General features: G+C 70.9%; 19 protein-coding genes. 11 read left to right on the top strand and 8 right to left on the bottom strand.

Annotation, left to right across the window (positions count from 1 at the left end; translation table 11 throughout):
• Positions 1-24 precede the first annotated feature (24 nt).
• From IEZ20_RS38730 to IEZ20_RS38720, 3 genes are read left to right on the top strand one after another with little or no spacing between them, the layout of a single operon-like run.
• The gene (locus IEZ20_RS38730; protein WP_189307719.1) at positions 25-1350 is read left to right on the top strand and encodes an ABC transporter substrate-binding protein; all 1326 of its coding nucleotides are present in this window, start codon (positions 25-27) and stop codon (positions 1348-1350) included.
• 13 nt (positions 1351-1363) lie between these two features.
• Entirely contained in the window at positions 1364-2716 is a 1353-nt protein-coding gene (locus IEZ20_RS38725; RefSeq protein WP_189307717.1) for an ABC transporter permease, read from the top strand.
• 10 nt (positions 2717-2726) lie between these two features.
• Positions 2727-3566, top strand: coding sequence for a carbohydrate ABC transporter permease (locus IEZ20_RS38720; RefSeq protein WP_189307715.1), 840 nt, complete (start codon positions 2727-2729; stop codon positions 3564-3566).
• A 47-nt stretch (positions 3567-3613) separates the two neighbouring features.
• Here IEZ20_RS38720 and pgl read toward each other — a convergent pair whose 3' ends face one another.
• Genes pgl through tkt form a run of 5 tightly spaced genes read right to left on the bottom strand, consistent with a single transcriptional unit; the run spans position 3614 to position 10233 of the window.
• Complete coding sequence (gene pgl / locus IEZ20_RS38715; RefSeq protein WP_189307713.1) at positions 3614-4396, bottom strand: 6-phosphogluconolactonase; 783 nt, start codon at positions 4394-4396, stop codon at positions 3614-3616.
• The gene (gene opcA, locus IEZ20_RS38710) at positions 4393-5457 is read right to left on the bottom strand and encodes a glucose-6-phosphate dehydrogenase assembly protein OpcA (RefSeq protein ID WP_189307711.1); all 1065 of its coding nucleotides are present in this window, start codon (positions 5455-5457) and stop codon (positions 4393-4395) included. Before opcA ends, pgl begins: the two co-directional genes overlap by 4 nt.
• Positions 5454-6992 (bottom strand): glucose-6-phosphate dehydrogenase, encoded by a 1539-nt coding sequence (gene zwf, locus IEZ20_RS38705; RefSeq protein WP_189307709.1) that lies wholly within the window; start codon positions 6990-6992, stop codon positions 5454-5456. Before zwf ends, opcA begins: the two co-directional genes overlap by 4 nt.
• Before the next feature lies 1 nt (position 6993).
• Positions 6994-8112, bottom strand: a complete 1119-nt coding sequence (gene tal, locus IEZ20_RS38700; RefSeq protein ID WP_189307707.1) for a transaldolase — start codon at positions 8110-8112, stop codon at positions 6994-6996.
• A 33-nt stretch (positions 8113-8145) separates the two neighbouring features.
• The gene (gene tkt / locus IEZ20_RS38695) at positions 8146-10233 is read right to left on the bottom strand and encodes a transketolase (RefSeq protein WP_189307705.1); all 2088 of its coding nucleotides are present in this window, start codon (positions 10231-10233) and stop codon (positions 8146-8148) included.
• A 377-nt stretch (positions 10234-10610) separates the two neighbouring features.
• Between tkt and IEZ20_RS38690 the strand changes: the two genes are divergently transcribed.
• The 4 genes from IEZ20_RS38690 (at position 10611) to IEZ20_RS38675 (ending at position 13989) form a co-directional block, all read left to right on the top strand.
• Positions 10611-11615 (top strand): heme o synthase, encoded by a 1005-nt coding sequence (locus IEZ20_RS38690; protein ID WP_229896493.1) that lies wholly within the window; start codon positions 10611-10613, stop codon positions 11613-11615.
• A gap of 58 nt (positions 11616-11673) precedes the next feature.
• Complete coding sequence (locus tag IEZ20_RS38685) at positions 11674-11994, top strand: hypothetical protein (RefSeq protein ID WP_189307703.1); 321 nt, start codon at positions 11674-11676, stop codon at positions 11992-11994.
• Positions 11995-12123: 129 nt separating this feature from the next.
• Positions 12124-13230, top strand: coding sequence for an amidohydrolase family protein (locus tag IEZ20_RS38680; protein ID WP_189307702.1), 1107 nt, complete (start codon positions 12124-12126; stop codon positions 13228-13230).
• Between the two features lie 18 nt (positions 13231-13248).
• Positions 13249-13989 (top strand): nucleotidyltransferase family protein, encoded by a 741-nt coding sequence (locus IEZ20_RS38675; RefSeq protein WP_189307700.1) that lies wholly within the window; start codon positions 13249-13251, stop codon positions 13987-13989.
• Position 13990: 1 nt separating this feature from the next.
• Here the strand turns inward: IEZ20_RS38675 and IEZ20_RS38670 are convergent, their stop codons facing one another.
• Genes IEZ20_RS38670 through IEZ20_RS38660 form a run of 3 tightly spaced genes read right to left on the bottom strand, consistent with a single transcriptional unit; the run spans position 13991 to position 16745 of the window.
• Positions 13991-15001 carry a COX15/CtaA family protein gene (locus tag IEZ20_RS38670; RefSeq protein WP_189307698.1) on the bottom strand — a complete coding sequence of 337 codons (1011 nt, stop codon included), beginning with the start codon at positions 14999-15001 and terminating at the stop codon, positions 13991-13993.
• 56 nt (positions 15002-15057) lie between these two features.
• Positions 15058-15774 carry an ABC transporter permease gene (locus IEZ20_RS38665; RefSeq protein ID WP_189307728.1) on the bottom strand — a complete coding sequence of 239 codons (717 nt, stop codon included), beginning with the start codon at positions 15772-15774 and terminating at the stop codon, positions 15058-15060.
• Between the two features lie 47 nt (positions 15775-15821).
• On the bottom strand, positions 15822-16745 hold the full coding sequence (locus tag IEZ20_RS38660; RefSeq protein ID WP_189307696.1) for an ABC transporter ATP-binding protein: 924 nt from the start codon (positions 16743-16745) through the stop codon (positions 15822-15824).
• A gap of 396 nt (positions 16746-17141) precedes the next feature.
• On the opposite strand from IEZ20_RS38660, the gene IEZ20_RS38655 reads away from it, so the two are divergent.
• From IEZ20_RS38655 to IEZ20_RS38640, 4 genes are read left to right on the top strand one after another with little or no spacing between them, the layout of a single operon-like run.
• Entirely contained in the window at positions 17142-17876 is a 735-nt protein-coding gene (locus IEZ20_RS38655) for a helix-turn-helix transcriptional regulator (protein WP_189307694.1), read from the top strand.
• Positions 17873-19294, top strand: a complete 1422-nt coding sequence (gene sufB, locus IEZ20_RS38650) for a Fe-S cluster assembly protein SufB (RefSeq protein WP_189307693.1) — start codon at positions 17873-17875, stop codon at positions 19292-19294. Before IEZ20_RS38655 ends, sufB begins: the two co-directional genes overlap by 4 nt.
• Before the next feature lie 57 nt (positions 19295-19351).
• A complete protein-coding gene (sufD, locus tag IEZ20_RS38645; protein ID WP_189307691.1) occupies positions 19352-20536 on the top strand; it encodes a Fe-S cluster assembly protein SufD in 1185 nt (394 codons plus the stop codon).
• Positions 20533-20853: a non-heme iron oxygenase ferredoxin subunit gene (locus tag IEZ20_RS38640; protein ID WP_189307689.1), complete on the top strand. Its 321-nt coding sequence runs from the start codon at positions 20533-20535 to the stop codon at positions 20851-20853. The genes sufD and IEZ20_RS38640 overlap by 4 nt, the downstream gene beginning before the upstream one ends.
• Positions 20854-20857 lie beyond the last annotated feature (4 nt).

The raw sequence follows: 20857 nt of genomic DNA, 5'->3' as shown, positions 1-20857 counted from the left end.
TCCCGACTGAAAGGTCCGTCAACGATGATGCGACGACGTACGACCCTGCTCACCGGCTGCACCGCCCTCGTCCTCGCCCTCGGCGCCACCGCCTGCGGCGGCGGGGAGGTCTCCGCGGGCGGCGGCGACAAGGCGCTCAGCGGCCAGACCGTCACCGTGGCCGGCGTCTGGTCCGGCAGCGAGCAGAAGAACTTCCAGAAGGTGCTGGACGCCTTCACCGAGAAGACCGGCGCCAAGACCCAGTTCGTGTCCACCGGCGACAACGTCTCCACGGTCGTCGGCAGCAAGATCGAGGGCGGCAACGCGCCCGACGTCGTGATGGTCCCGCAGGTCGGCGTCCTGCAGCAGTTCGCGAAGAAGGGCTGGCTCAAGCCGCTCTCGCCTACCGCCCAGCAGACCATCGGCGCCGACTACGCGCCCGTCTGGAAGAAGTACGGCAGCGTCGACGGCACCCTCTACGGCCTCTACTTCAAGGCCGCCCACAAGTCCACGGTCTGGTACAGCCCCGACGCCCTCACCCAGGCCGGGGTCAAGCCCCCGAAGACGTACGACGAGCTGCTCAAGGCCGGGCACACCGTCTCCGACTCCGGCCTCGCCGCGTTCGCCGTCGCGGGACAGGACGGCTGGACCCTCACCGACTGGTTCGAGAACGTCTACCTCTCCCAGGCCGGACCCGAGAAGTACGACGCCCTCGCCGCCCACAAGCTCAAGTGGACCGACCCCACCGTGGTGAAGGCGCTCACCACCCTCGGCAAGCTCTTCAAGGACAGGCAGCTCGTCGCCGGCGGCCAGAAGGAGGCCCTCAACACCGACTTCCCCGGCTCGGTGGAGAAGGTGTTCGGCCCCAAGCCGGAGGCCGGCATGGTCTACGAGGGCGACTTCGTCGCCGGTGTCGCGCACGACCAGTTCGGCAAGGCCATCGGCAAGGACGCGGACTTCTTCCCCTTCCCCGCGGTCGACGGCGGAACCGCCCCCGTGGTCAGCGGCGGTGACGCGGCCGTCGTCCTCAAGGACGGCAAGAACGCCAAGGCCGGCATGAAGCTCCTGGAGTACCTCGCGACCCCCGAGGCCGCGGCCGTCTGGGCGAAGGCCGGCGGCTTCCTGTCCCCGAACAAGAAGCTCGACCTCGCCTCCTACGCCGACGACGTGTCCCGCGCCACCGCCAAGTCCCTCGTCGGCGCCGGCGACTCGGTCCGCTTCGACATGTCCGACCAGGCCCCGGCGGCCTTCGGCGGCACGAAGGGCACGGGCGAGTGGAAGCTGCTCCAGGACTTCCTGCGCGACCCGTCGGACCCGAAGGGCACCGCGGCGAAGCTCGAAGCCGCGGCGGCCAAGGCCTACCAGGACTGAGCGGCAGCACACCATGACCGCCACCACCGCTCTGAAGCAGCAGGCGGGCCCGCAGCCCGCCGCCGGCCCGGCGCCCACGCGCCGCGGCCGGCGGCGCGGCCGGACGGTCGCCCTGCTCTTCGTCTTCCCCGCGCTGCTCCTGCTCGGCGCGCTCGTCGTCTACCCGGTGCTGTTCTCCGTCGGCCGCAGCTTCTTCGACGCCTCCGGCACCCGGTTCGTCGGCGGCGACAACTACACGGAGATGTTCCGCGACCCGGCCACCCTGAAGGCCATCCGCAACACCACCATCTGGGTCGTCGTCGCCCCCGCCCTGCTCACCGGCCTCGGCCTGATCCTGGCCGTCCTGGTGGAGAAGGTCCGCTGGGCGACCGCCTTCAAACTGCTCCTCTTCATGCCGATGGCGGTGTCCTTCCTCGCCGCCGGCATCATCTTCCGGCTCGCCTACGACGAGGACCCCGACAAGGGCGTGCTGAACGCGGCCGTCGTCTCCGTCCACGACGCCTTCGAGGGCACCTCGACCTACCCGACGGCCCGCGGCCGCACCGGACTGCTCACCCAGGACCCGGACGGCTCCTACCGTACGACCGCCCACCCGGGCGGACCGGTCACGCTCCCCATGGTCGGCGTCCTGCCCAAGGACCTGCCCGCACAGGCCAGGCCCGCCGCACCGGCCCCGCACACGACCGGACCCGGTGAACTGCGCGGTGTCGTCTACCTGGACTTCACCCCGGGCGGGGGAGGGAAGCAGGGCAGGGTCGACCCCAAGGAGAGCGGCCTGCCCGGCATGAAGGTCGAGGCGGTGCGCGACGGAAAGACGGTCGCGAGCACGACCACCGCCGCCGACGGCTCCTTCCGCTTCACCGGACTGCACGACGGCTCGTACACGGTGAAGCTCCCGAAGTCGAACTTCGCCCCGCCCTACCAGGGCGTCTCCTGGCTCGGTCCGACCCTCGTCACCCCGGCGATCATCGGCGCCTACCTGTGGATCTGGACGGGCTTCGCGATGGTCCTGATCGGCGCGGGCCTCTCCACGCTCCCGCGGGACGCCCTGGAGGCCGCCCGGATGGACGGCGCCAACGAGTGGCAGATCTTCCGCCGGATCACCGTGCCGCTGCTCGCGCCCGTACTCACCGTGGTCTTCGTGACTCTCGTGATCAACGTGATGAAGGTCTTCGACCTCGTCTACATCATCGCGCCGGGACCGGTGCAGGAGGACGCCACCGTCCTCGCCACCCAGATGTGGCTGGTCTCCTTCGGCGGCGGCAACGACCAGGGCCTCGGCAGCGCCCTCGGCGTGCTCCTGCTGCTGCTGGTGATCCCCGCGATGGTCTTCAACGTCCGCCGCTTCCGCAACAGCCAACGATGAGGAGTCAGCGATGAACGCGATCAGGAGAGGCCTGGGCAGCGCCCTGGTGCAGGCGTTCCTGGTGGTGATCGGCCTGGTCTGGCTGACCCCGCTGGCGGGCCTGTTCCTGTCCTCCCTCCGCTCGGCCCAGGACACCGCCAAGGGCGGCTGGTGGACGGCGCTGGCCAGCCCCGGCCAGCTGTCCTTCGACAACTACGCGGCGCTGCTGAAGAACGCCGGCATCACCCAGGCCTTCTGGAACACCGTGCTGATCTCGGTGCCGGCCACCACCCTGGTCGTCGTCATCGCGGCCCTCGCCGGATACGCCTTCGCCTGGCTGGACTTCCCGCTCCGGGAACCCCTGTTCCTGCTGGTGGTCGCCCTGTTGGTGGTGCCGGTGCAGATCGGCCTGCTCCCCGTCGCCAAACTCTTCGGCGCCCTGGGCCTGTTCGGCACGATCCCCGGAGTGGTCCTCTTCCACGTCGCCTACGGCCTGCCCTTCGCCGTCTTCCTGCTCCGCAACTACTTCGCGGACATCCCGAAGGAGATGCTGGAGGCGGCCCGGATGGACGGCGGCAGCGAGTGGCGCATCTTCACCCGCCTCGTCCTGCCGGTGGGCCGCCCGGCGATCGCCTCGCTCGCCATCTTCCAGTTCCTGTGGGTCTGGAACGACATGCTGGTCGCCCTGCTCTTCGCCGACAGCTCCGCCCAGCCGCTGACCGTGCAACTCCAGTCCCAGATCCGCCAGTTCGGCAGCAACATCGACGTCCTGGCCCCGGGCGCGTTCCTGTCCCTGATCGTGCCGGTGGTGGTGTTCTTCGCCTTCCAGCGGCACTTCGTGCAGGGCGTGATGGCCGGGTCGGTCAAATAGCGGCGGCGGGGGCCGAAGCCCCCGCCGCCACTACTCGGCTCCCGACGTCACGCGGACGCCGGCGGATACAGCGACCTCGGCAGCTGGGAAGCCGCCGCCGAGTCCAGGAGCCACAGGGTGCGGGAGCGGCCGTAGGCGCCCGCCGCGGGGGCCTGGATCTCGCCCGCGCCCGACAGGGCGATGGCCGCGGCCTCCGCCTTGTCCTCGCCGGCCGCGAGGAGCCAGACCTCGCGGGCCGCGCGGATCGCCGGGAGGGTGAGGGAGATCCGGGTCGGCGGCGGCTTGGGGGCGCCGTGGACGCCGACCACCGTGCGCTCCGTCTCCCGGACCGCGGGCAGCTCGGGGAAGAGCGAGGCCACGTGGGTGTCCGGGCCGACGCCCAGCATCAGGACGTCGAAGGTCGGCACGGAGCCGTGGTTCTCGGGACCGGCCGCCTTCGCCAGCTCCGCCGCGTACGCCTCCGCCGCCGCCTCGACGTCCGCGCCGTACGGGCCGTCGGAGGCGGGCATGGCGTGCACGCGCTCCGGGTCCAGCGGCACGGAGTCCAGCAGCGCCTCGCGGGCCTGCGTGACATTGCGCTCGGGGTCGCCCTCGGGGAGGTAGCGCTCGTCGCCCCACCACAGGTCGAGGCGGCTCCAGTCGACGGCGTCCCGGGCGGGGGCCGCCGCCAGCGCGGCCAGCAGGCCGTTGCCGTTGCGGCCGCCGGTGAGGACCACGGACGCGGTGCCCCGGGAGGCCTGCGCGTCCACGATCTTCGTGATCAGGCGGGCCGCGGCGGCCTGCGCCATCAGCTCCTTGTCGCGGTGGACGACCAGCTGCGGAGTGCTCACTTCGCCGTCGCCTTCCTCGCCGGTGCCTTCTTCGCGGTCCGGGCCGCCGCCTTCTTCGCGGGGGCCTTGGCCGCTTCCTCGACCGGTTCCGGTTCCGCGACCGGTTCGGCCGGGGCCTCGGACGTCTGCTGCGGAACCGTGTTCAGCCGCTCCACGCCGAAGCGCAGCGCCGACGCGTAGGTGTCGTCCGGGTCCAGCCGGCGCAGCTCCTCCGCGATCAGCTCGGCGGTGTCCCGCCGCTTCAGCGCCACCGCGCGGGCCGGCTGGCCCTCGATGGACAGCGTGGCCAGCGAGCCGTCGGCCCGGTCCAGCGTGATCGGGCCCTGAGTGGTGTCCATGCGGACCGCCGTCAGACCGGGGCCCGACGACAGCGAACGCTTCACCGGCACGTCCAGCCGGTCCGCGAGCCACATCGCCAGCAGCTCACAGCTCGGGTTGAACTCCTCGCCCTCCACCTCCACGGCCTTCACCTCACAGGTGACCTGGTCGAGCGCCGCCGCGAGCATGGAACGCCACGGCGTGATCCTCGTCCAGGACAGGTCGGTGTCGCCGGGCGTGTAGGCCGCGGCGCGGGCCGACAGCTCCCGCACCGGCTGCTCGGAGGCGTAGCTGTCGGTGACCCGGCGCTGGGCGAGCGCGCCCAGCGGGTCCTTCGCCGGGTCGAGCGGGGCGTTCACCGGCCACCACACGACCACCGGGGCGTCCGGCAGCAGCAGCGGCAGGACCACCGAGTCGGCGTGGTCGGCCGCCTCGCCGTACAGCCGCAGGACGACCGTCTCGCCGGTGCCCGCGTCCGCGCCCACCCGCACCTCGGCGTCCAGACGCGAGGTCGTACGGTCGCGCGGGGAGCGGGAGACCCGCTTGATCACCACGAGTGTGCGCGAGGGGTGCTCGCGCGAGGCGTCGTTGGCGGCCTTCAGGGCGTCGTAGGCGTTCTCCTCGTCGGTGACGAGGACGAGGGTCAGCACCATGCCGACGGCGGGTGTGCCGATGGCGCGGCGGCCCTGCACGAGCGCCTTGTTGATCGCTCCGGCGGTGGTGTCGGTCAGGTCTATCTTCATGGCCGGCGCCAGCTCCGTCCGTCTCGTGCGAGCATCTCGTCCGCTTCCACGGGACCCCAGGTGCCCGACTTGTACTGCGCGGGCCTGCCGTGCTTGTCCCAGTACTCCTCGATCGGGTCGAGGATCTTCCAGGACAGCTCGACCTCCTCCGTGCGCGGGAAGAGGTTGGCGTCGCCGAGCAGGACGTCGAGGATGAGCCGCTCGTACGCCTCCGGGCTGGACTCCGTGAACGACTCGCCGTAGGCGAAGTCCATGGAGACGTCCCGGATCTCCATCGAGGTGCCCGGCACCTTGGAACCGAAGCGGACCGTGACGCCCTCGTCCGGCTGGACCCGGATGACGATCGCGTTCTGGCCCAGTTCCTCGGTGGCCGTGGTGTCGAACGGGGAGTGCGGGGCGCGCTGGAAGACGACCGCGATCTCGGTGACGCGGCGGCCGAGGCGCTTGCCGGTGCGCAGGTAGAAGGGGACGCCCGCCCAGCGGCGGTTGTCGATCTCCAGCTTGACCGCGGCGTAGGTGTCGGTCTTCGACTTGGCGTCGATGCCCTCTTCTTCGAGGTAGCCGATGACCTTCTCGCCGCCCTGCCAGCCCGCCGCGTACTGCCCGCGCACGGTGTTGGCGCCCAGGTCCTTCGGCAGCCGGACGGCGCCGAGCACCTTCTCCTTCTCCGCGGCCAGCGCGTCCGCGTCGAAGGAGGCCGGCTCCTCCATCGCGGTGAGCGCCATCAGCTGGAGCAGGTGGTTCTGGATGACGTCCCGGGCGGCGCCGATGCCGTCGTAGTAGCCGGCCCGGCCGCCGATGCCGATGTCCTCGGCCATCGTGATCTGCACGTGGTCCACGAAGGACCGGTTCCAGATCGGCTCGAACATCGTGTTGGCGAAGCGCAGCGCCAGGATGTTCTGGACGGTCTCCTTGCCGAGGTAGTGGTCGATCCGGAACACCTGCTCCGGCTCGAACACCTCGTGCACGACCTTGTTCAGCTCCTCGGCCGACTTCAGGTCGTGGCCGAACGGCTTCTCGATGACCGCGCGCCGCCAGGAGCCACTGCTCTGGTCGGCCAGGCCGTGCTTCTTCAGCTGCTGGATGACCACCGGGAAGGAGCGCGGCGGCACGGACAGGTAGAAGGCGAAGTTGCCGCCCGTGCCCTGTGCCTTGTCCAGCTCCTCGATGGTGGCGCGCAGCCGCTCGAACGCCTCGTCGTCGTCGAAGGTGCCCTGGACGAAGCGCATCCCCTGGATGAGCTGCTGCCAGACCTCCTCACGGAACGGAGTGCGCGAGTGTTCCTTCACCGCGTCGTGCACGACCTGGGCGAAGTCCTCGTGCTCCCAGTCGCGGCGGGCGAAGCCCACCAGCGAGAACCCCGGCGGCAGCAGACCCCGGTTGGCGAGGTCGTACACGGCCGGCATCAGCTTCTTGCGCGACAGGTCGCCCGTGACACCGAAGATGACCAGGCCCGACGGCCCCGCGATGCGCGGGAGCCGTCGGTCGGCCGGGTCACGAAGCGGGTTCGCTCCGGAACCGGAAACGGGTGACAACTCAGCCCTCCGAAGGGGCGAGGCGTTCGAGCTCCGCCTGGGTGGACTTGAGCAGGTCGTTCCAGGACGCCTCGAACTTCTCGACGCCCTCCTCCTCCAGTACCCGCACGACGTCGTCGTAGGAGATGCCGAGCCTCTCCAGGGCGTCGAGGTCGGCACGGGCCTGCTCGTAGGTGCCGGCGATGGTGTTGCCGGTGATCTCACCGTGGTCGTCGGTGGCCTCCAGCGTGGCCTCCGGCATGGTGTTGACCGTGTTGGGGGCGACCAGCTCGGTGACGTACAGGGTGTCCGGGTACGCCGGGTCCTTCACGCCGGTCGACGCCCACAGCGGACGCTGCTTGTTGGCGCCCGCGTTCTCCAGCGCGCTCCAGCGGTCCGAGGAGAAGACCTCCTCGTACGCCTGGTAGGCGAGCCGGGCGTTGGCGAGGGCGGCCTTGCCGCGCAGCGCCTTGGCCTCGTCGGTGCCGATGCCGTCCAGCCGCTTGTCGATCTCGGTGTCCACGCGGGACACGAAGAAGGACGCCACGGAGTGGATCTTGGACAGGTCCAGGCCGCGCTCCTTGGCCTTCTCCAGACCGCTCAGGTAGGCGTCCATGACCGCGCGGTAGCGCTCCAGCGAGAAGATCAGCGTGACGTTGACGCTGATGCCGAGGCCGATGACCTCGGTGATCGCCGGGATGCCCGCCATGGTGGCCGGGATCTTGATGAGGGTGTTCGGGCGGTCCACCAGCCAGGCCAGCTGCTTGGCCTCGGCGACGGTGGCGTGCTCGTTGTGCGCCAGGCGCGGGTCGACCTCGATGGAGACCCGGCCGTCCTGGCCGCCCGTGGCGTCGAAGACCGGGCGCAGGATGTCGGCGGCGTCACGGACGTCCGCCGTCGTGATCATGCGGATGGCCTCTTCGACGGTGACCTTGCGGGCGGCGAGGTCCGACAGCTGCTGGTCGTACCCGTCGCCCTGGGAGATCGCCTTCTGGAAGATCGTCGGGTTGGTGGTGACGCCCACGACGTGCTGCTGGTCGATCAGCTCGGCGAGGTTGCCGGACGTGATCCGCTTGCGCGACAGGTCGTCCAGCCAGATCGCGACGCCTTCCTCGGAGAGGCGCTTGAGTGCGTCTGTCATGGAATTACATCTCCTACGTGTCGTATGTGAGCGTCAGCGCTGGGCGTCGGCGAGGGATTCCCGCGCCTTCGCGGCCACGTTCTCCGCAGTGAAGCCGAACTCCCGGAAGAGCACCTTGCCGTCGGCCGACGCGCCGAAGTGCTCCAGGGAAACGATGCGGCCGGCATCCCCCACGTACTTGTGCCAGGTCAGGCCGATGCCCGCCTCGACGGACACGCGGGCCTTGACGGACGGCGGCAGCACGGAGTCCCGGTACCCCTGGTCCTGCTGCTCGAACCACTCCACGGACGGCATCGAGACGACGCGCGTGGGCACGCCCTCGGCCTGGAGCCGCTCGCGCGCCTCGACGGCGACGTGCACCTCGGAACCGGTGGCGATCAGGATCACTTGGGCCTCGCCGCCCTCGGCCTCGAACAGGACGTAGCCGCCCTTGGCCGCGTCCTCGTTCGGCTCGTACGTCGGCACGCCTTGGCGGGTGAGCGCGAGGCCGTGCGGCTGGCCCTTGCCGAACTCCTTCGTCCAGCGCCTGAGGATCTCGCGCCAGGCGATCGCGGTCTCGTTGGCGTCCGCCGGGCGGACGATGTTCAGACCGGGGATCGCGCGCAGCGAGGCCAGGTGCTCGACCGGCTGGTGGGTGGGGCCGTCCTCGCCGAGGCCGATGGAGTCGTGCGTCCACACGTACGTCACCGGCAGGTGCATCAGGGCCGACAGGCGCACGGCGTTGCGCATGTAGTCGGAGAAGACGAGGAAGGTGCCGCCGTAGACGCGGGTGTTGCCGTGCAGGGTGATGCCGTTCAGCTCCGCGCCCATCGAGTGCTCGCGGATGCCGAAGTGGATCGTGCGGCCGTACGGGTTGGCCTCCGGCAGCGGGTTGCCCTCGGGCAGGAAGGAGCTGTCCTTGTCGATGGTCGTGTTGTTCGACCCGGCGAGGTCGGCGGAGCCGCCCCACAGCTCGGGGATCACCGCGCCCAGCGCCTGCAGCACCTTGCCGGACGCGGCACGCGTCGCGACGGCCTTGCCGGGCTCGAAGACCGGGAGCTTCTCCTCCCAGCCGGTGGGCAGCTCGCCCTTGCTGATCCGGTCGAAGTCGGCGGCCCGCTCCGGGTTCGCCTCCCGCCACACCTGGAGGGACTTCTCCCACTCGGCCTTCGCCTCGGCACCCCGCTCCAGCGCCTTGCGGGTGTGGGCGATGACCTCGTCGGCCACCTCGAAGGACTGCTCCGGGTCGAAGCCGAGGACGCGCTTGGTGGCCGCGACCTCCTCGTCGCCCAGCGCCGAGCCGTGCGCGGCCTCGGTGTTCTGCGCGTTCGGGGCCGGCCAGGCGATGATCGAGCGCATCGCGATGAAGGACGGCCTGTCCGTGACCCGCTTCGCCTCCTGGATCGCGGCGAAGATCGCCGCCGGGTCCAGGTCGCCGTTCTCCTTGGCCTCCACGCGCTGCACGTGCCAGCCGTAGGCCTCGTACCGCTTGACGGTGTCCTCGGAGACGGCCGTCTCGGTGTCGCCCTCGATCGAGATGTGGTTGTCGTCCCACAGCAGGATCAGGTTGCCGAGCTTCTGGTGGCCGGCCAGCGAGGACGCCTCGGCGGAGATGCCCTCCTGGAGGCAGCCGTCACCGGCGATGCAGTAGACGAAGTGGTCGAAGGGAGACTCGCCGGCCGGGGCCTCCGGGTCGAACAGACCGCGCTCGTAGCGGGCGGCCATCGCCATGCCCACCGCGTTGGCCACACCCTGGCCCAGCGGGCCCGTGGTGGTCTCGACACCCTTGGTGTGCCCGTACTCCGGGTGACCGGGGGTCTTCGAACCCCAGGTCCGGAACGCCTTCAGATCGTCCAGCTCCAGGCCGAAGCCGGCCAGGTACAGCTGGGTGTAGAGGGTCAGGGAGGAGTGGCCGGCGGACAGCACGAAACGGTCGCGGCCGGTCCACTCCGGGTCGGCCGGGTCATGCCGCATCACCTTCTGGAAGAGGGTGTAGGCGGCCGGGGCCAGGCTCATCGCCGTACCGGGATGGCCGTTGCCGACCTTCTGTACGGCGTCGGCGGCCAGGACCCGGGCGGTGTCCACGGCCCGCTGGTCCAGCTCGGTCCACTCAAGGTCTGTGGTGGTCGGCTTGGTGCTCACCCTGGGTCAGGGCTCCTCTCCACATGTCGGTCGCCGGTCGTCGGGGCATGTGCCCCCCGGCCGCCGGCGTGCTGGGCGCCCACCGGCCGTTGTCGAGCCTACCCCCGTGAGGACGTGCGTTTTTTCGAGTAATTCCAGACTGCCGGGAGTCCGCGCGATCCGCCTCCCGACTGGCCAGAACATGCCATGTGGCACATGAATACGGAGCCGGTCATCTGAGCGCTCAATCGAGTGCCCTGTCCCCTCTTATGGGGCGCCTCCTGCCCGGGGCCGCCAACACGACCCCACCCCCGCGAAGGCCGGGGTATGGGCAACGTCTAAAGTGGCGTGGTACGCGCGAGCCTTTACCGCGACTTCACACGGGAAGGCTTGCTGGGATGTCTCTGTCAGGGGTGTGCGTGACGGCCGTCGAATCCCGTCCTGGGGGCACCTCCCAGGCCCTTAAGGCTCTGGGGGAGGGTGTGGTTCCTGGTGCGAACCAGGGCCCGGTTCATCGGCCGTTCGGGGCCCGTGTCAAGGCGTTCGTGGCGCTGACCAAGCCGCGGATCATCGAGCTGCTGCTCATCACCACCGTTCCGGTCATGTTCCTCGCGCAGCAGGGTGTGCCCGACCTGACGCTGGTCCTGCTGACCTGCCTCGGCGGCTACCTCTCCGCGGGCGGCGCCAACGCGCTGAACATGTACATCGACCGGGACATCGACGCCCTGATGGACCGCACCTCCCAGCGGCCCCTGGTGACCGGCATGGTCAGCCCGGTCGAGTGCCTGGTCTTCGGCATCACCCTGGCGGTCGTCTCGACACTGCTGTTCGGCCTCACCGTCAACTGGCTGAGCGCCTGGCTCTCCCTCGGGGCACTCCTCTTCTACGTCGTCGTCTACACCATGATCCTCAAGCGGCGGACGTCGCAGAACATCGTGTGGGGCGGCATCGCGGGCTGCATGCCCGTGCTCATCGGCTGGTCGGCGGTGACCGACTCGCTCTCCTGGGCGCCGGTCGTCCTGTTCATGGTGATCTTCTTCTGGACCCCGCCGCACTACTGGCCGCTGTCCATGAAGGTGAAGGACGACTACGCGCGCGTGGGCGTGCCGATGCTGCCGGTCATCGCCTCCAACAAGGTCGTGGCCCGGCAGATCGTCCTCTACAGCTGGGTCATGGTCGCCGTCTCCCTGCTCCTCACCCCCCTCGGCTACACCGGCTGGTTCTACACGGCCGTCGCACTGGCGGCCGGCGGATGGTGGCTGTGGGAGGCGCACGCGCTGCAGAACCGGGCCAAGGCCGAGGTCACGGGCGCGAAGCTGAAGGAGATGCGGCTGTTCCACTGGTCGATCACCTATGTGTCGCTGCTGTTCGTGGCGATCGCGGTGGACCCCTTCCTGCGCTGACGCACGTCACAGAAGCCTGCTCTCGCCAGTCGATCTACTCGTCGGTAGCATCGTGGCCATGGCAGACACGCAGCAGGTTGACGCGAGGGCCGAGCGCACGGTGGCCAGGCTCGCCCGGGAGATCAGCGCCTTCTCCAAGGCCCACGGCGGCGCCGAGGGCCAGGTGGCCTACATCGGCCGGCGCGGCGCCCGCATCGTCCTCGTCGGCGAGGACGGCGGCTGGGGCGACCTGGTGGCCCCCACGTACGAGGTCGCCGAGAAGGCCGTCGAGAAGGCGGGCCTCACGGTCCACGAGTCCTTCGACGGCGAGTTCGCGGCGAAGGTGACCACGGGTCCGTACGAGTGGAAGCGGATGGCCGGTATCCAGGTCGGCGGCTGACGCGCGCTCGGTGTTCGGCGTGCGTTCGGCGGCCGGCGCGCATCCCTTTCGGCCGGCTGCCGCCACCTGAACCCGGTTCACCCGTTAGGACGGGTAAGGCAGCACAGCGCGTCCTCACGGGGAGCCCGGATGATCGAAACGCCGTCCCTCGTGGACCAGTACTGCCACGGCGTACTGCGGACGGAACTGGGCCTCGGCACCTTCGAGGCCCAGCTGGCGCGCACCGAGGGGTCGCCCGCCCCCGGCACCACCCTCTTCGACACCCAGACCGGCTTCGCCGTACGGCGCTGGTGCCCGCCCCTGCTCGGCCTGGAACCGCACTGCCCGCCCGCCCGCTACCTGGCCCGGCGCCGGGAACTGGGCGTGCTGGAGTCGGGCCGCAGGCTGCTGCGCGGCAGCGGCATCACGACGTACCTGGTCGACACCGGCCTGCCCGGCGACCTCACCGGCCCCGCCGAGCTGGCCGGCGCGGGCGACGCCGAGGCCCGGGAGATCGTCCGGCTGGAGCTGCTCGCCGAGCAGGTCGCCGACACCTCCGGCACCGTGGAGTCCTTCCTGGCCAACCTCGCCGAGTCGGTGCACGGGGCCGCGGCGACCGCCGTCGCCTTCACCTCCGTCGCGGGCCTCCGGCACGGACTGGCCCTCGCCCCCGAGCCCCCGGGACCGGGGGAGGTGCGGGGTGCGGCGGGCCGCTGGCTGGCCCGGCGGCGGGTCGGCGGCGCGCTCACCGACCCCGTCCTGCTGCGGCACCTGCTGTGGATCGCCGTCGCCTCGGGCCTGCCCCTGCAACTGCACGCGGGCCTCGGCGAGCCCGGCTCCCGCATCGACCGTACGGACCCGGTGCTGCTGACGGACTTCGTCCGGGCCACCGCCGGCCTCGGCACCGACCTGATCCTGCTGCACTGCTACCCGTACCACCGCCACGCCGCCCACCTGGCCGGCGTCTTCCCGCACGTCTACGCCGACTCGGGCGCCGCGCTCGTACGCACCGGCGCCCGTGCGGCCACGGTCCTCGCCGAGATCCTGGAGCTGGCCCCCTTCGGCAAGATCCTCTTCTCCACCGGCGCGCAGGGCCTGCCCGAACTGCACGTCGTCGGCGCCCGCCTCTTCCGCGAGGCCCTCGGCCGGGTACTGGGCGGCTGGGTCGCCGAGGGAGCCTGGTCCCCGGAGGACGCCCAGCGCGTGGCCCGCCTGATCGCGGCGGACAACGCGCGCCGGGTGTACGGACTCGGCTGAGCCGCCCAGACTGGGCGGATGACGACGACCGCGCCCCTGCTCGACGGGTTCCTGCACGCCCTGCTGCCCCTGCGCCCCCGCGCTCTCTGGGCGCACGGCTCCCTGGCCGCCGGCGACTACCAGGAGGGCCGCAGCGACCTCGACCTGATCGCCGTCCTGCCCGGCCCCGTCACCCCGGGGACCTTACGACGGCTGGTCGGGCTGCACCGGCGACTGCGGAGGCAACCGCTCGCGGCGAAGCTCCACTGCACCTACGTGACGCCGGCCACCCTGCACGACGCGGACCGCTCGCACCTCACCTGGGCGCACGAACGGCTGATGCGCCGCCCGGTCACCCCCGTCACCCGGCGCGAGCTGCACGCCTTCGGACGCGTGCTGTACGGCGAGACCCCGGCCGCGCTGCTCCCGCCGGTACCGGACGGGCAGCTGGCCGGCTTCGTCGTCCGCGACCAGCGGGAGTTCTGGCGCCCGGCGGTCGACAAGGCGCGGCTGTGGCGGCAGGACGTCTGGGTCGACCTGGGCCTGCTGACCTTCGCCCGGGCCACGGTGACCCTCCGTGACGGCCGCCTGATCTCCAAACGGGAGGCCCTGACCGAGCTGGCGGCGCTGGGGGCTCCGGCGGAGGTCGTCGAGGACGTCACCCGCCGCCGGTACGGCACCCCGGACCCGGCCTCCACCGCCTGGCTCACCCGGCGCGCCGAGCTGACCCGCGCCTATCTGGCGCCGGCGATCGACGCCCTCGTCGCGGCGTCCGGGTGACTCACGCGCGCGTGGCGACCGGCACCGCGGCCGAGGGGGCCGGCAGGTCCGGGCCGGTCTCCGGGCGCTCGCGCAGCGAGAGCAGGACGCGCAGGACCCAGATCCACATCACCGTGGAGCCGAGCATGTGCGCGGCCACCAGCGCTTCCGGGAGGTGGGTGAAGTACTGGACGTAGCCCACGGCCCCCTGGGCCAGCAGGACGACGAACAGCTCACGCGTCCGGGCCGGCGGGGCCTTCGGCGCGTCGACCGCCTTCAGGACGAACCACAGGGCGAACGTCAGCGTCGCCACGATCCAGGCGAGCACCGCGTGCAGCTTGGAGACGGTCTCCCAGTCGATCGGGATGCGCTCGACCTCGCTGGAGTCGCCGGCGTGCGGGCCGGCCCCGGTCACCACCGTGCCGACCGCGATGAGCAGCACGGACGCGGCCACCAGGAACCACACCAGCTGCTGCACCGCCTTGCCGACCAGCGGACGCGGCGCACCGTCACCCTCCCGGGTGCGCTGCCACATCACCGTGGCGATGGCGATCAGGGCCGTGGACAGCAGGAAGTGCGCGGCGACCGTGTAGGGGTTCAGGCCGACCAGGACGACGATGCCGCCGAGCACCGCGTTGCCCATGACGACCCAGAACTGGGCCCAGCCCAGCCGGGTCAGGCCGCGCCGCCAGGGCTTCTGGGAGCGGGCCGCGATGATCGCCCAGCCGACGGCCGCGCACAGCACGTACGTCAGCATGCGGTTGCCGAACTCGATGATCCCGTGGAAGCCCATGGCCCGGGTGGTGGTCAGCGAGTCGTCGGTGCAGGTGGGCCAGGTCGGGCAGCCGAGGCCCGAGCCGGTGAGGCGGACGGCGCCGCCGGTGACGACGATGACGACCGACATCACGAGCGCGGCGAGGGCCGCCCGTCGGACGGTCCGGGGGTCCGGGGTCCAGCGGTCGGCGATGAAGGCGAGCGGGTTGCGGAGGGCCGCTTCGGCGTCGGCGCGGGTCAGCTTTGGCACGCCCACCATCGTAGGCCGCCGCTTGTGCATGCGTTCACGAGGGTGCGGACCGTCACTCCTCCGCGTCACTCCCAGCGGAAGAACCTCCCCGCCGCCGCCAGGCCCACGACCGCCCACACGGCGAGGATCCCCAGGTCGCCCCAGGGCATGCCGGCGCCGTGCTGGAGGACGTCCCGCAGGCCGTCCGAGAGGGCGGAGACGGGCAGCAGACCGAGCACGTGCCGGCCGGCGGAGCCGAACTTCTCCAGCGGCACGATGACCCCGCCGCCCACGAGGAGCAGCAGGAAGACCAGGTTGGCGGCGGCCAGCGTCGCCTCCGCCTTCAGCGTGCCCGCCATCAGCAGGCCGAGCCCGGAGAAGGCGGCCGTGCCGGCGACGAGCAGCAGCAGGACGGTGGCGGGGTTGCCGTGCGGTGACCAGCCGAGCGCGAAGGCGATGACGGTCAGCAGGACGATCTGGAGGATCTCCGTGACCAGGACGGACGCCGTCTTCGCGGTCATCAGGCCCCAGCGCGGCAGCGGCGAGGAGGCGAGCCGCTTCAGGACGCCGTAGCGGCGTTCGAAGCCCGTGGCGATGGCCTGCCCCGTGAACGCCGTCGACATCACGGCCAGCGCCAGGATGCCGGGGGTGAGGAAGTCGACGGCCTCGCCCTTGCCGGTGTCCACGATGTCGACCGAGCTGAAGAGCACCAGCAGCAGGGTCGGGATGACGACCGTCAGCAGCAGCTGCTCGCCGTTGCGCAGCAGCATCTTCGTCTCCAGCGCCGCCTGCGCCGCGATCATGCGGGGGAGCGGGGCGGCTCCGGGCTTCGGCGTGTACGTACCCACGGTCACGAGCGCAGCTCCTTGCCGGTCAGCTCCAGAAAGACGTCCTCCAGCGTGTGCCGTTCCACCGAGATCCGGTCGGGCATCACCCCGTGCTGGGCGCACCAGGAGGTGACCGTGGCCAGCAGCTGGGGGTCGACCTTGCCGACGACCCGGTAGGCGCCCGGGGTCAGCTCGGCGGCCGTGCAGTCGGCCGGGAGCGCCTTGAGCAGGGAGCCGACGTCGAGGCCGGGGCGGCCGGTGAACCGCAGGGTGTTCTCGGCGCCGCCCTTGCACAGCTCCTCCGGGGAGCCCTGGGCGATGACCCGGCCGCCGTCGATGATCGCGACGTCGTCGGCGAGCTGCTCGGCCTCGTCCATGTGGTGCGTGGTGAGGATCACCGAGACGCCGTCGGCGCGCAGGTCCCGCACCAGGTCCCAGGTGGCCCGGCGGGCCTGCGGGTCGAGTCCGGCGGTCGGCTCGTCCAGGAACACCAGCTCCGGGCGGCCCACGACGGCCATGGCGAGCGCGAGCCGCTGCTGCTGGCCGCCGGAGAGCCGGCGGTAGGAGGTGCGGCCGCAGGAGCCGAGGCCGAGGCGTTCGACGAGGGCGTCGACGTCCAGCGGGTGCGCGTGCAGCCTGGCGACGTGCCGGAGCATCTCGTCGGCGCGGGCGCCCGAGTACACGCCTCCGGACTGGAGCATCACGCCGATGCGGGGCCGCAGCTCGGCGGAGTCCCGCACCGGGTCGAGGCCCAGGACGCGCACCGTGCCGGAATCCGGCTTCCGGTACCCCTCGCAGGTCTCGACCGTGGTCGTCTTCCCCGCCCCGTTGGGGCCGAGTACGGCGGTCACGCCCGGCTGGGCCACCAGGTCGAGGCCGTTCACCGCGGTCTTCGTGCCGTACCGCTTCACCAGGGCCTGGACCTGGACCACGGGCTCACTTCGCATGGCTCCAGAGTCTAGGGAGCGCGCGCGCCGGTCAGGCGGCCGGGTGGGAAGGAGTCCCCGGACCGCGGCGAGCGCCCCTGCGTTCACCCGGCCGGGGGAGCTGGGCGAGGAATGCCGGAGGAGGGTCCCGCCGGTGTCCGCACCCCGCGGGCGCAGGGCGGTGGTGAGGGTGTCCCGGGTGACAACAGGGCCGGTCGGAGGGGGTGCGGGCGGGGTACGGCCGTGCTTCGGACGTGGGCATCGGGGCGCCGTCGCACCGCCCGGGCGGCGACCGGGCGATGATCGATCAAAGATCGTTTCCGCAGGTCAGATTAGGTATGCCTAAGTGACGCAGGGCACCTCCGGTGACCCGGACGGCGCTTGTCAGGCTCCGCGGAATTACGCAACAATGGCGTTGTGAAAAACGTCGGCGAGGCTCGGGAGACCCCCACGGGTGCCCCCCAGGAGGAGCTAGCGACCGGTGAGCGCTCGACGCGCAACCGGGTCGCGCGGTCCATCCTGGACCACGGTCCGTCGACCGTCGCCGAACTCGCCGGCCGGCTGGGGCTGACCCAGGCGGCCGTCCGGCGTCACCTGGACGCACTGGTCGCGGACGACGTGGTGGAGGCCCGCGAGCAGCGGGTGTACGGCACGCGCACGCGTGGCCGCCCCGCCAAGGTCTTCGCGCTCACGGACTGCGGCCGGGACGCCTTCGACCAGTCGTACGACAAGCTCGCCGCGGACGCGCTCCGCTGGATCGCCGAGCAGGGAGGCGGCCCCGAGGCGGTGGCCGCCTTCGCCCGCGCGCGGATCGCCGCCCAGGCGAGCGCGTACCGCAAGGCGATCGAGGCCGTGACCCCCGACAAGCGCGCCGAAGCGCTGGCCAAGGCCTTGAGTGTCGACGGGTACGCTGCTACGGCGCGCAGCGCACCGGTCGGCGAGCAGCTCTGCCAGCACCACTGCCCGGTCGCTCACGTCGCGGAACAGTTCCCGCAGCTGTGCGAGGCGGAGACGGAGATCTTCGCAGAGCTGCTGGGCACCCACGTCCAGCGGCTGGCGACCATCGCGCACGGCGACGGCGTCTGCACGACGTTCATCCCCAAGACATCCACTGACGCACCTGCAAGCACGGCCGGGAGGAACCCCGCATGACTCTCCCCACGGAGACTGCCCACCCTGAGCTGGAGGGCCTGGGCAAGTACGAATACGGCTGGGCCGACTCCGACGTGGCCGGTGCCTCCGCCAGGCGCGGCCTGAACGAGGACGTCGTCCGCGACATCTCGGGCAAGAAGTCCGAGCCGGAGTGGATGACCAAGCTGCGCCTGAAGGGCCTGAAGCTCTTCGAGAAGAAGCCGATGCCGAACTGGGGCTCCGACCTCTCGGGCATCGACTTCGACAACATCAAGTACTTCGTGCGCTCCACGGAGAAGCAGGCGGAGTCCTGGGAGGACCTGCCCGAGGACATCAAGAACACCTACGACAAGCTGGGCATCCCGGAGGCCGAGAAGCAGCGCCTCGTCGCCGGTGTCGCCGCCCAGTACGAGTCGGAGGTCGTCTACCACCAGATCCGCGAGGACCTGGAGGAGCAGGGCGTCATCTTCCTCGACACCGACACCGCCCTGAAGGAGCACCCGGAGCTCTTCAAGGAGTACTTCGGCACGGTCATCCCGGCCGGCGACAACAAGTTCGCCGCGCTGAACACGGCCGTGTGGTCCGGCGGCTCCTTCATCTACGTCCCGAAGGGCGTCCACGTCGAGATCCCGCTCCAGGCCTACTTCCGGATCAACACGGAGAACATGGGCCAGTTCGAGCGGACCCTGATCATCGTCGACGAGGGTGCCTACGTGCACTACGTCGAGGGCTGCACCGCGCCGATCTACAAGTCGGACTCGCTGCACTCCGCGGTGGTCGAGATCATCGTCAAGAAGAACGCCCGCTGCCGTTACACGACCATCCAGAACTGGTCGAACAACGTCTACAACCTGGTCACCAAGCGCGCCGTGGCCTACGAGGGCGCGACCATGGAGTGGATCGACGGCAACATCGGCTCCAAGGTGACGATGAAGTACCCGGCTGTCTACCTGATGGGCGAGCACGCCAAGGGCGAGACCCTCTCCATCGCCTTCGCGGGCGAGGGGCAGCACCAGGACGCGGGCGCCAAGATGGTCCACATGGCCCCGAACACCTCGTCCAACATCGTGTCGAAGTCGGTCGCGCGCGGTGGCGGCCGTACGTCCTACCGCGGTCTGATCGAGATCGGCGAGGGCGCCGCCGGCTCCAAGTCCAACGTGCTCTGCGACGCGCTGCTGGTCGACACCGTCTCCCGGTCGGACACGTACCCGTACGTCGACGTCCGCGAGGACGACGTCTCCATGGGCCACGAGGCCACCGTCTCCAAGGTCTCCGAGGACCAGCTCTTCTACCTGATGAGCCGCGGCCTCTCCGAGGACGAGGCCATGGCGATGATCGTGCGCGGCTTCGTCGAGCCGATCGCCAAGGAGCTGCCGATGGAGTACGCGCTGGAGCTCAACCGGCTGATCGAGCTGCAGATGGAGGGCGCGGTCGGCTGACGACCGCCCCCATCGCCAGCAGACGTCTTACTCAGGAAAGAGAGCACTACGACAGCCATGGCTGAGGCCCAGAACATCCCCGTGGGTTCCACCACCGCGGGCTCGATCGCGGTCGCCGCGGAGTCGACCGTCGTCTCGCGCATGAGTGCGCCCCCGTCCTTCGACGTCGCGGACTTCCCGGTCCCGCACGGCCGTGAGGAGGAGTGGCGCTTCACCCCGCTGGAGCGGCTGCGCGGGCTGCACGACGGCACCGCCGTCGCGAACGGCGACGGTGTGAAGGTCGACGTCCAGGCCCCCGAGGGCGTCACCGTCGAGACCGTCGGCCGCGGCGACGCGCGCCTCGGCAAGGCGGGCACCCCGGTGGACCGCATCGCCGCCCAGGCGTACTCCGCCTTCGAGAAGGCCTCGGTCGTGACCGTCGCCAAGGAGACCGTCCTCACCGAGCCGATTCGCATCGCCGTGCACGGCCAGGGCGGCACCGCCTTCGGCCACCAGGTGATCGAGCTGGGCGCCTTCGCCGAGGCCGTCGTGGTCATCGACCACACCGGTGACGCGGTGCTCGCCGCCAACGTCGACTACATCCTCGGCGACGGCGCCAAGCTGACCGTCGTCTCCGTCCAGGACTGGGACGACAAGGCCGTCCACGTCGCCCAGCACAACGCGCTGGTCGGCCGGGACGCCTCCTTCAAGTCCGTGGTCGTCACCTTCGGCGGTGACGTGGTGCGCCTGCACCCGCGCGTGGAGTACGCCGGCCCCGGCGGCGAGGCCGAGCTGTTCGGCCTGTACTTCACCGACGCCGGCCAGCACCAGGAGCACCGCCTGCTGGTCACCCACAACACCCCGCACTGCAAGTCGAACGTCGTCTACAAGGGCGCGCTCCAGGGCGACAACGCGCACGCGGTCTGGATCGGCGACGTGCTCATCGAGGCCAGGGCCGAGGGCACCGACACCTACGAGATGAACCGCAACCTGGTCCTCACGGACGGCGCGCGCGTCGACTCGGTGCCGAACCTGGAGATCGAGACCGGCGAGATCGTCGGCGCCGGCCACGCCTCCGCCACCGGCCGCTTCGACGACGAGCAGCTCTTCTACCTGATGGCCCGCGGCATCCCGGAGCACGAGGCCCGCCGCCTGGTGGTCCGCGGCTTCTTCGCCGAGCTGGTCCAGCAGATCGGTGTCGCCGACATCGAGGAGCGCCTGCTCGCCAAGATCGAGGAAGAGCTGGAGGCTTCGGTCGCATGACGTCGTTCGTACGCGCCTGCGGGCTGAGCGAGCTGGAGGAGGACACCCCGAAGCGGGTGGAACTCGACGGCACGCCGATCTCGGTCGTCAGGACCGAGGGCGAGGTGTTCGCCATCCACGACATCTGCTCCCACGCGAACGTCTCCCTCTCCGAGGGCGAGGTGGAGGACTGCCAGATCGAGTGCTGGCTGCACGGCTCCGCCTTCGACCTGCGCACCGGCAAGCCGTCCGGCCTCCCCGCGACGCGCCCCGTCCCCGTATACCCCGTAAAGATCGAAGGGGACGACGTTCTCGTCTCCCTCACCCAGGAGTCCTGAGGCA

Origin of the sequence: Streptomyces cinerochromogenes (genome assembly GCF_014648635.1) — a bacterium.
GTDB lineage: Bacteria > Actinomycetota > Actinomycetes > Streptomycetales > Streptomycetaceae > Streptomyces > Streptomyces cinerochromogenes.
The sequence above is the reverse complement of the archived record's forward strand: the minus strand, read 5'-3'. Positions and strand labels throughout refer to the sequence as shown.

What these genes read in the sequence shown, in the direction of transcription:
- IEZ20_RS38730 (WP_189307719.1), top strand. Translation starts at nt 25, where the DNA reads ATGATGCGACGACGTACGACCCTGCTCACCGGCTGCACCGCCCTCGTC.
- IEZ20_RS38725 (WP_189307717.1), top strand. Translation starts at nt 1,364, where the DNA reads ATGACCGCCACCACCGCTCTGAAGCAGCAGGCGGGCCCGCAGCCCGCC.
- IEZ20_RS38720 (WP_189307715.1), top strand. Translation starts at nt 2,727, where the DNA reads ATGAACGCGATCAGGAGAGGCCTGGGCAGCGCCCTGGTGCAGGCGTTC.
- opcA (WP_189307711.1), bottom strand. Translation starts at nt 5,457, where the DNA reads ATGAAGATAGACCTGACCGACACCACCGCCGGAGCGATCAACAAGGCG.
- tal (WP_189307707.1), bottom strand. Translation starts at nt 8,112, where the DNA reads ATGACAGACGCACTCAAGCGCCTCTCCGAGGAAGGCGTCGCGATCTGG.
- IEZ20_RS38690 (WP_229896493.1), top strand. Translation starts at nt 10,611, where the DNA reads ATGTCTCTGTCAGGGGTGTGCGTGACGGCCGTCGAATCCCGTCCTGGG.
- IEZ20_RS38685 (WP_189307703.1), top strand. Translation starts at nt 11,674, where the DNA reads ATGGCAGACACGCAGCAGGTTGACGCGAGGGCCGAGCGCACGGTGGCC.
- IEZ20_RS38680 (WP_189307702.1), top strand. Translation starts at nt 12,124, where the DNA reads ATGATCGAAACGCCGTCCCTCGTGGACCAGTACTGCCACGGCGTACTG.
- IEZ20_RS38675 (WP_189307700.1), top strand. Translation starts at nt 13,249, where the DNA reads ATGACGACGACCGCGCCCCTGCTCGACGGGTTCCTGCACGCCCTGCTG.
- IEZ20_RS38670 (WP_189307698.1), bottom strand. Translation starts at nt 15,001, where the DNA reads ATGGTGGGCGTGCCAAAGCTGACCCGCGCCGACGCCGAAGCGGCCCTC.
- IEZ20_RS38665 (WP_189307728.1), bottom strand. Translation starts at nt 15,774, where the DNA reads ATGATCGCGGCGCAGGCGGCGCTGGAGACGAAGATGCTGCTGCGCAAC.
- IEZ20_RS38660 (WP_189307696.1), bottom strand. Translation starts at nt 16,745, where the DNA reads ATGCGAAGTGAGCCCGTGGTCCAGGTCCAGGCCCTGGTGAAGCGGTAC.
- sufB (WP_189307693.1), top strand. Translation starts at nt 17,873, where the DNA reads ATGACTCTCCCCACGGAGACTGCCCACCCTGAGCTGGAGGGCCTGGGC.
- sufD (WP_189307691.1), top strand. Translation starts at nt 19,352, where the DNA reads ATGGCTGAGGCCCAGAACATCCCCGTGGGTTCCACCACCGCGGGCTCG.
- IEZ20_RS38640 (WP_189307689.1), top strand. Translation starts at nt 20,533, where the DNA reads ATGACGTCGTTCGTACGCGCCTGCGGGCTGAGCGAGCTGGAGGAGGAC.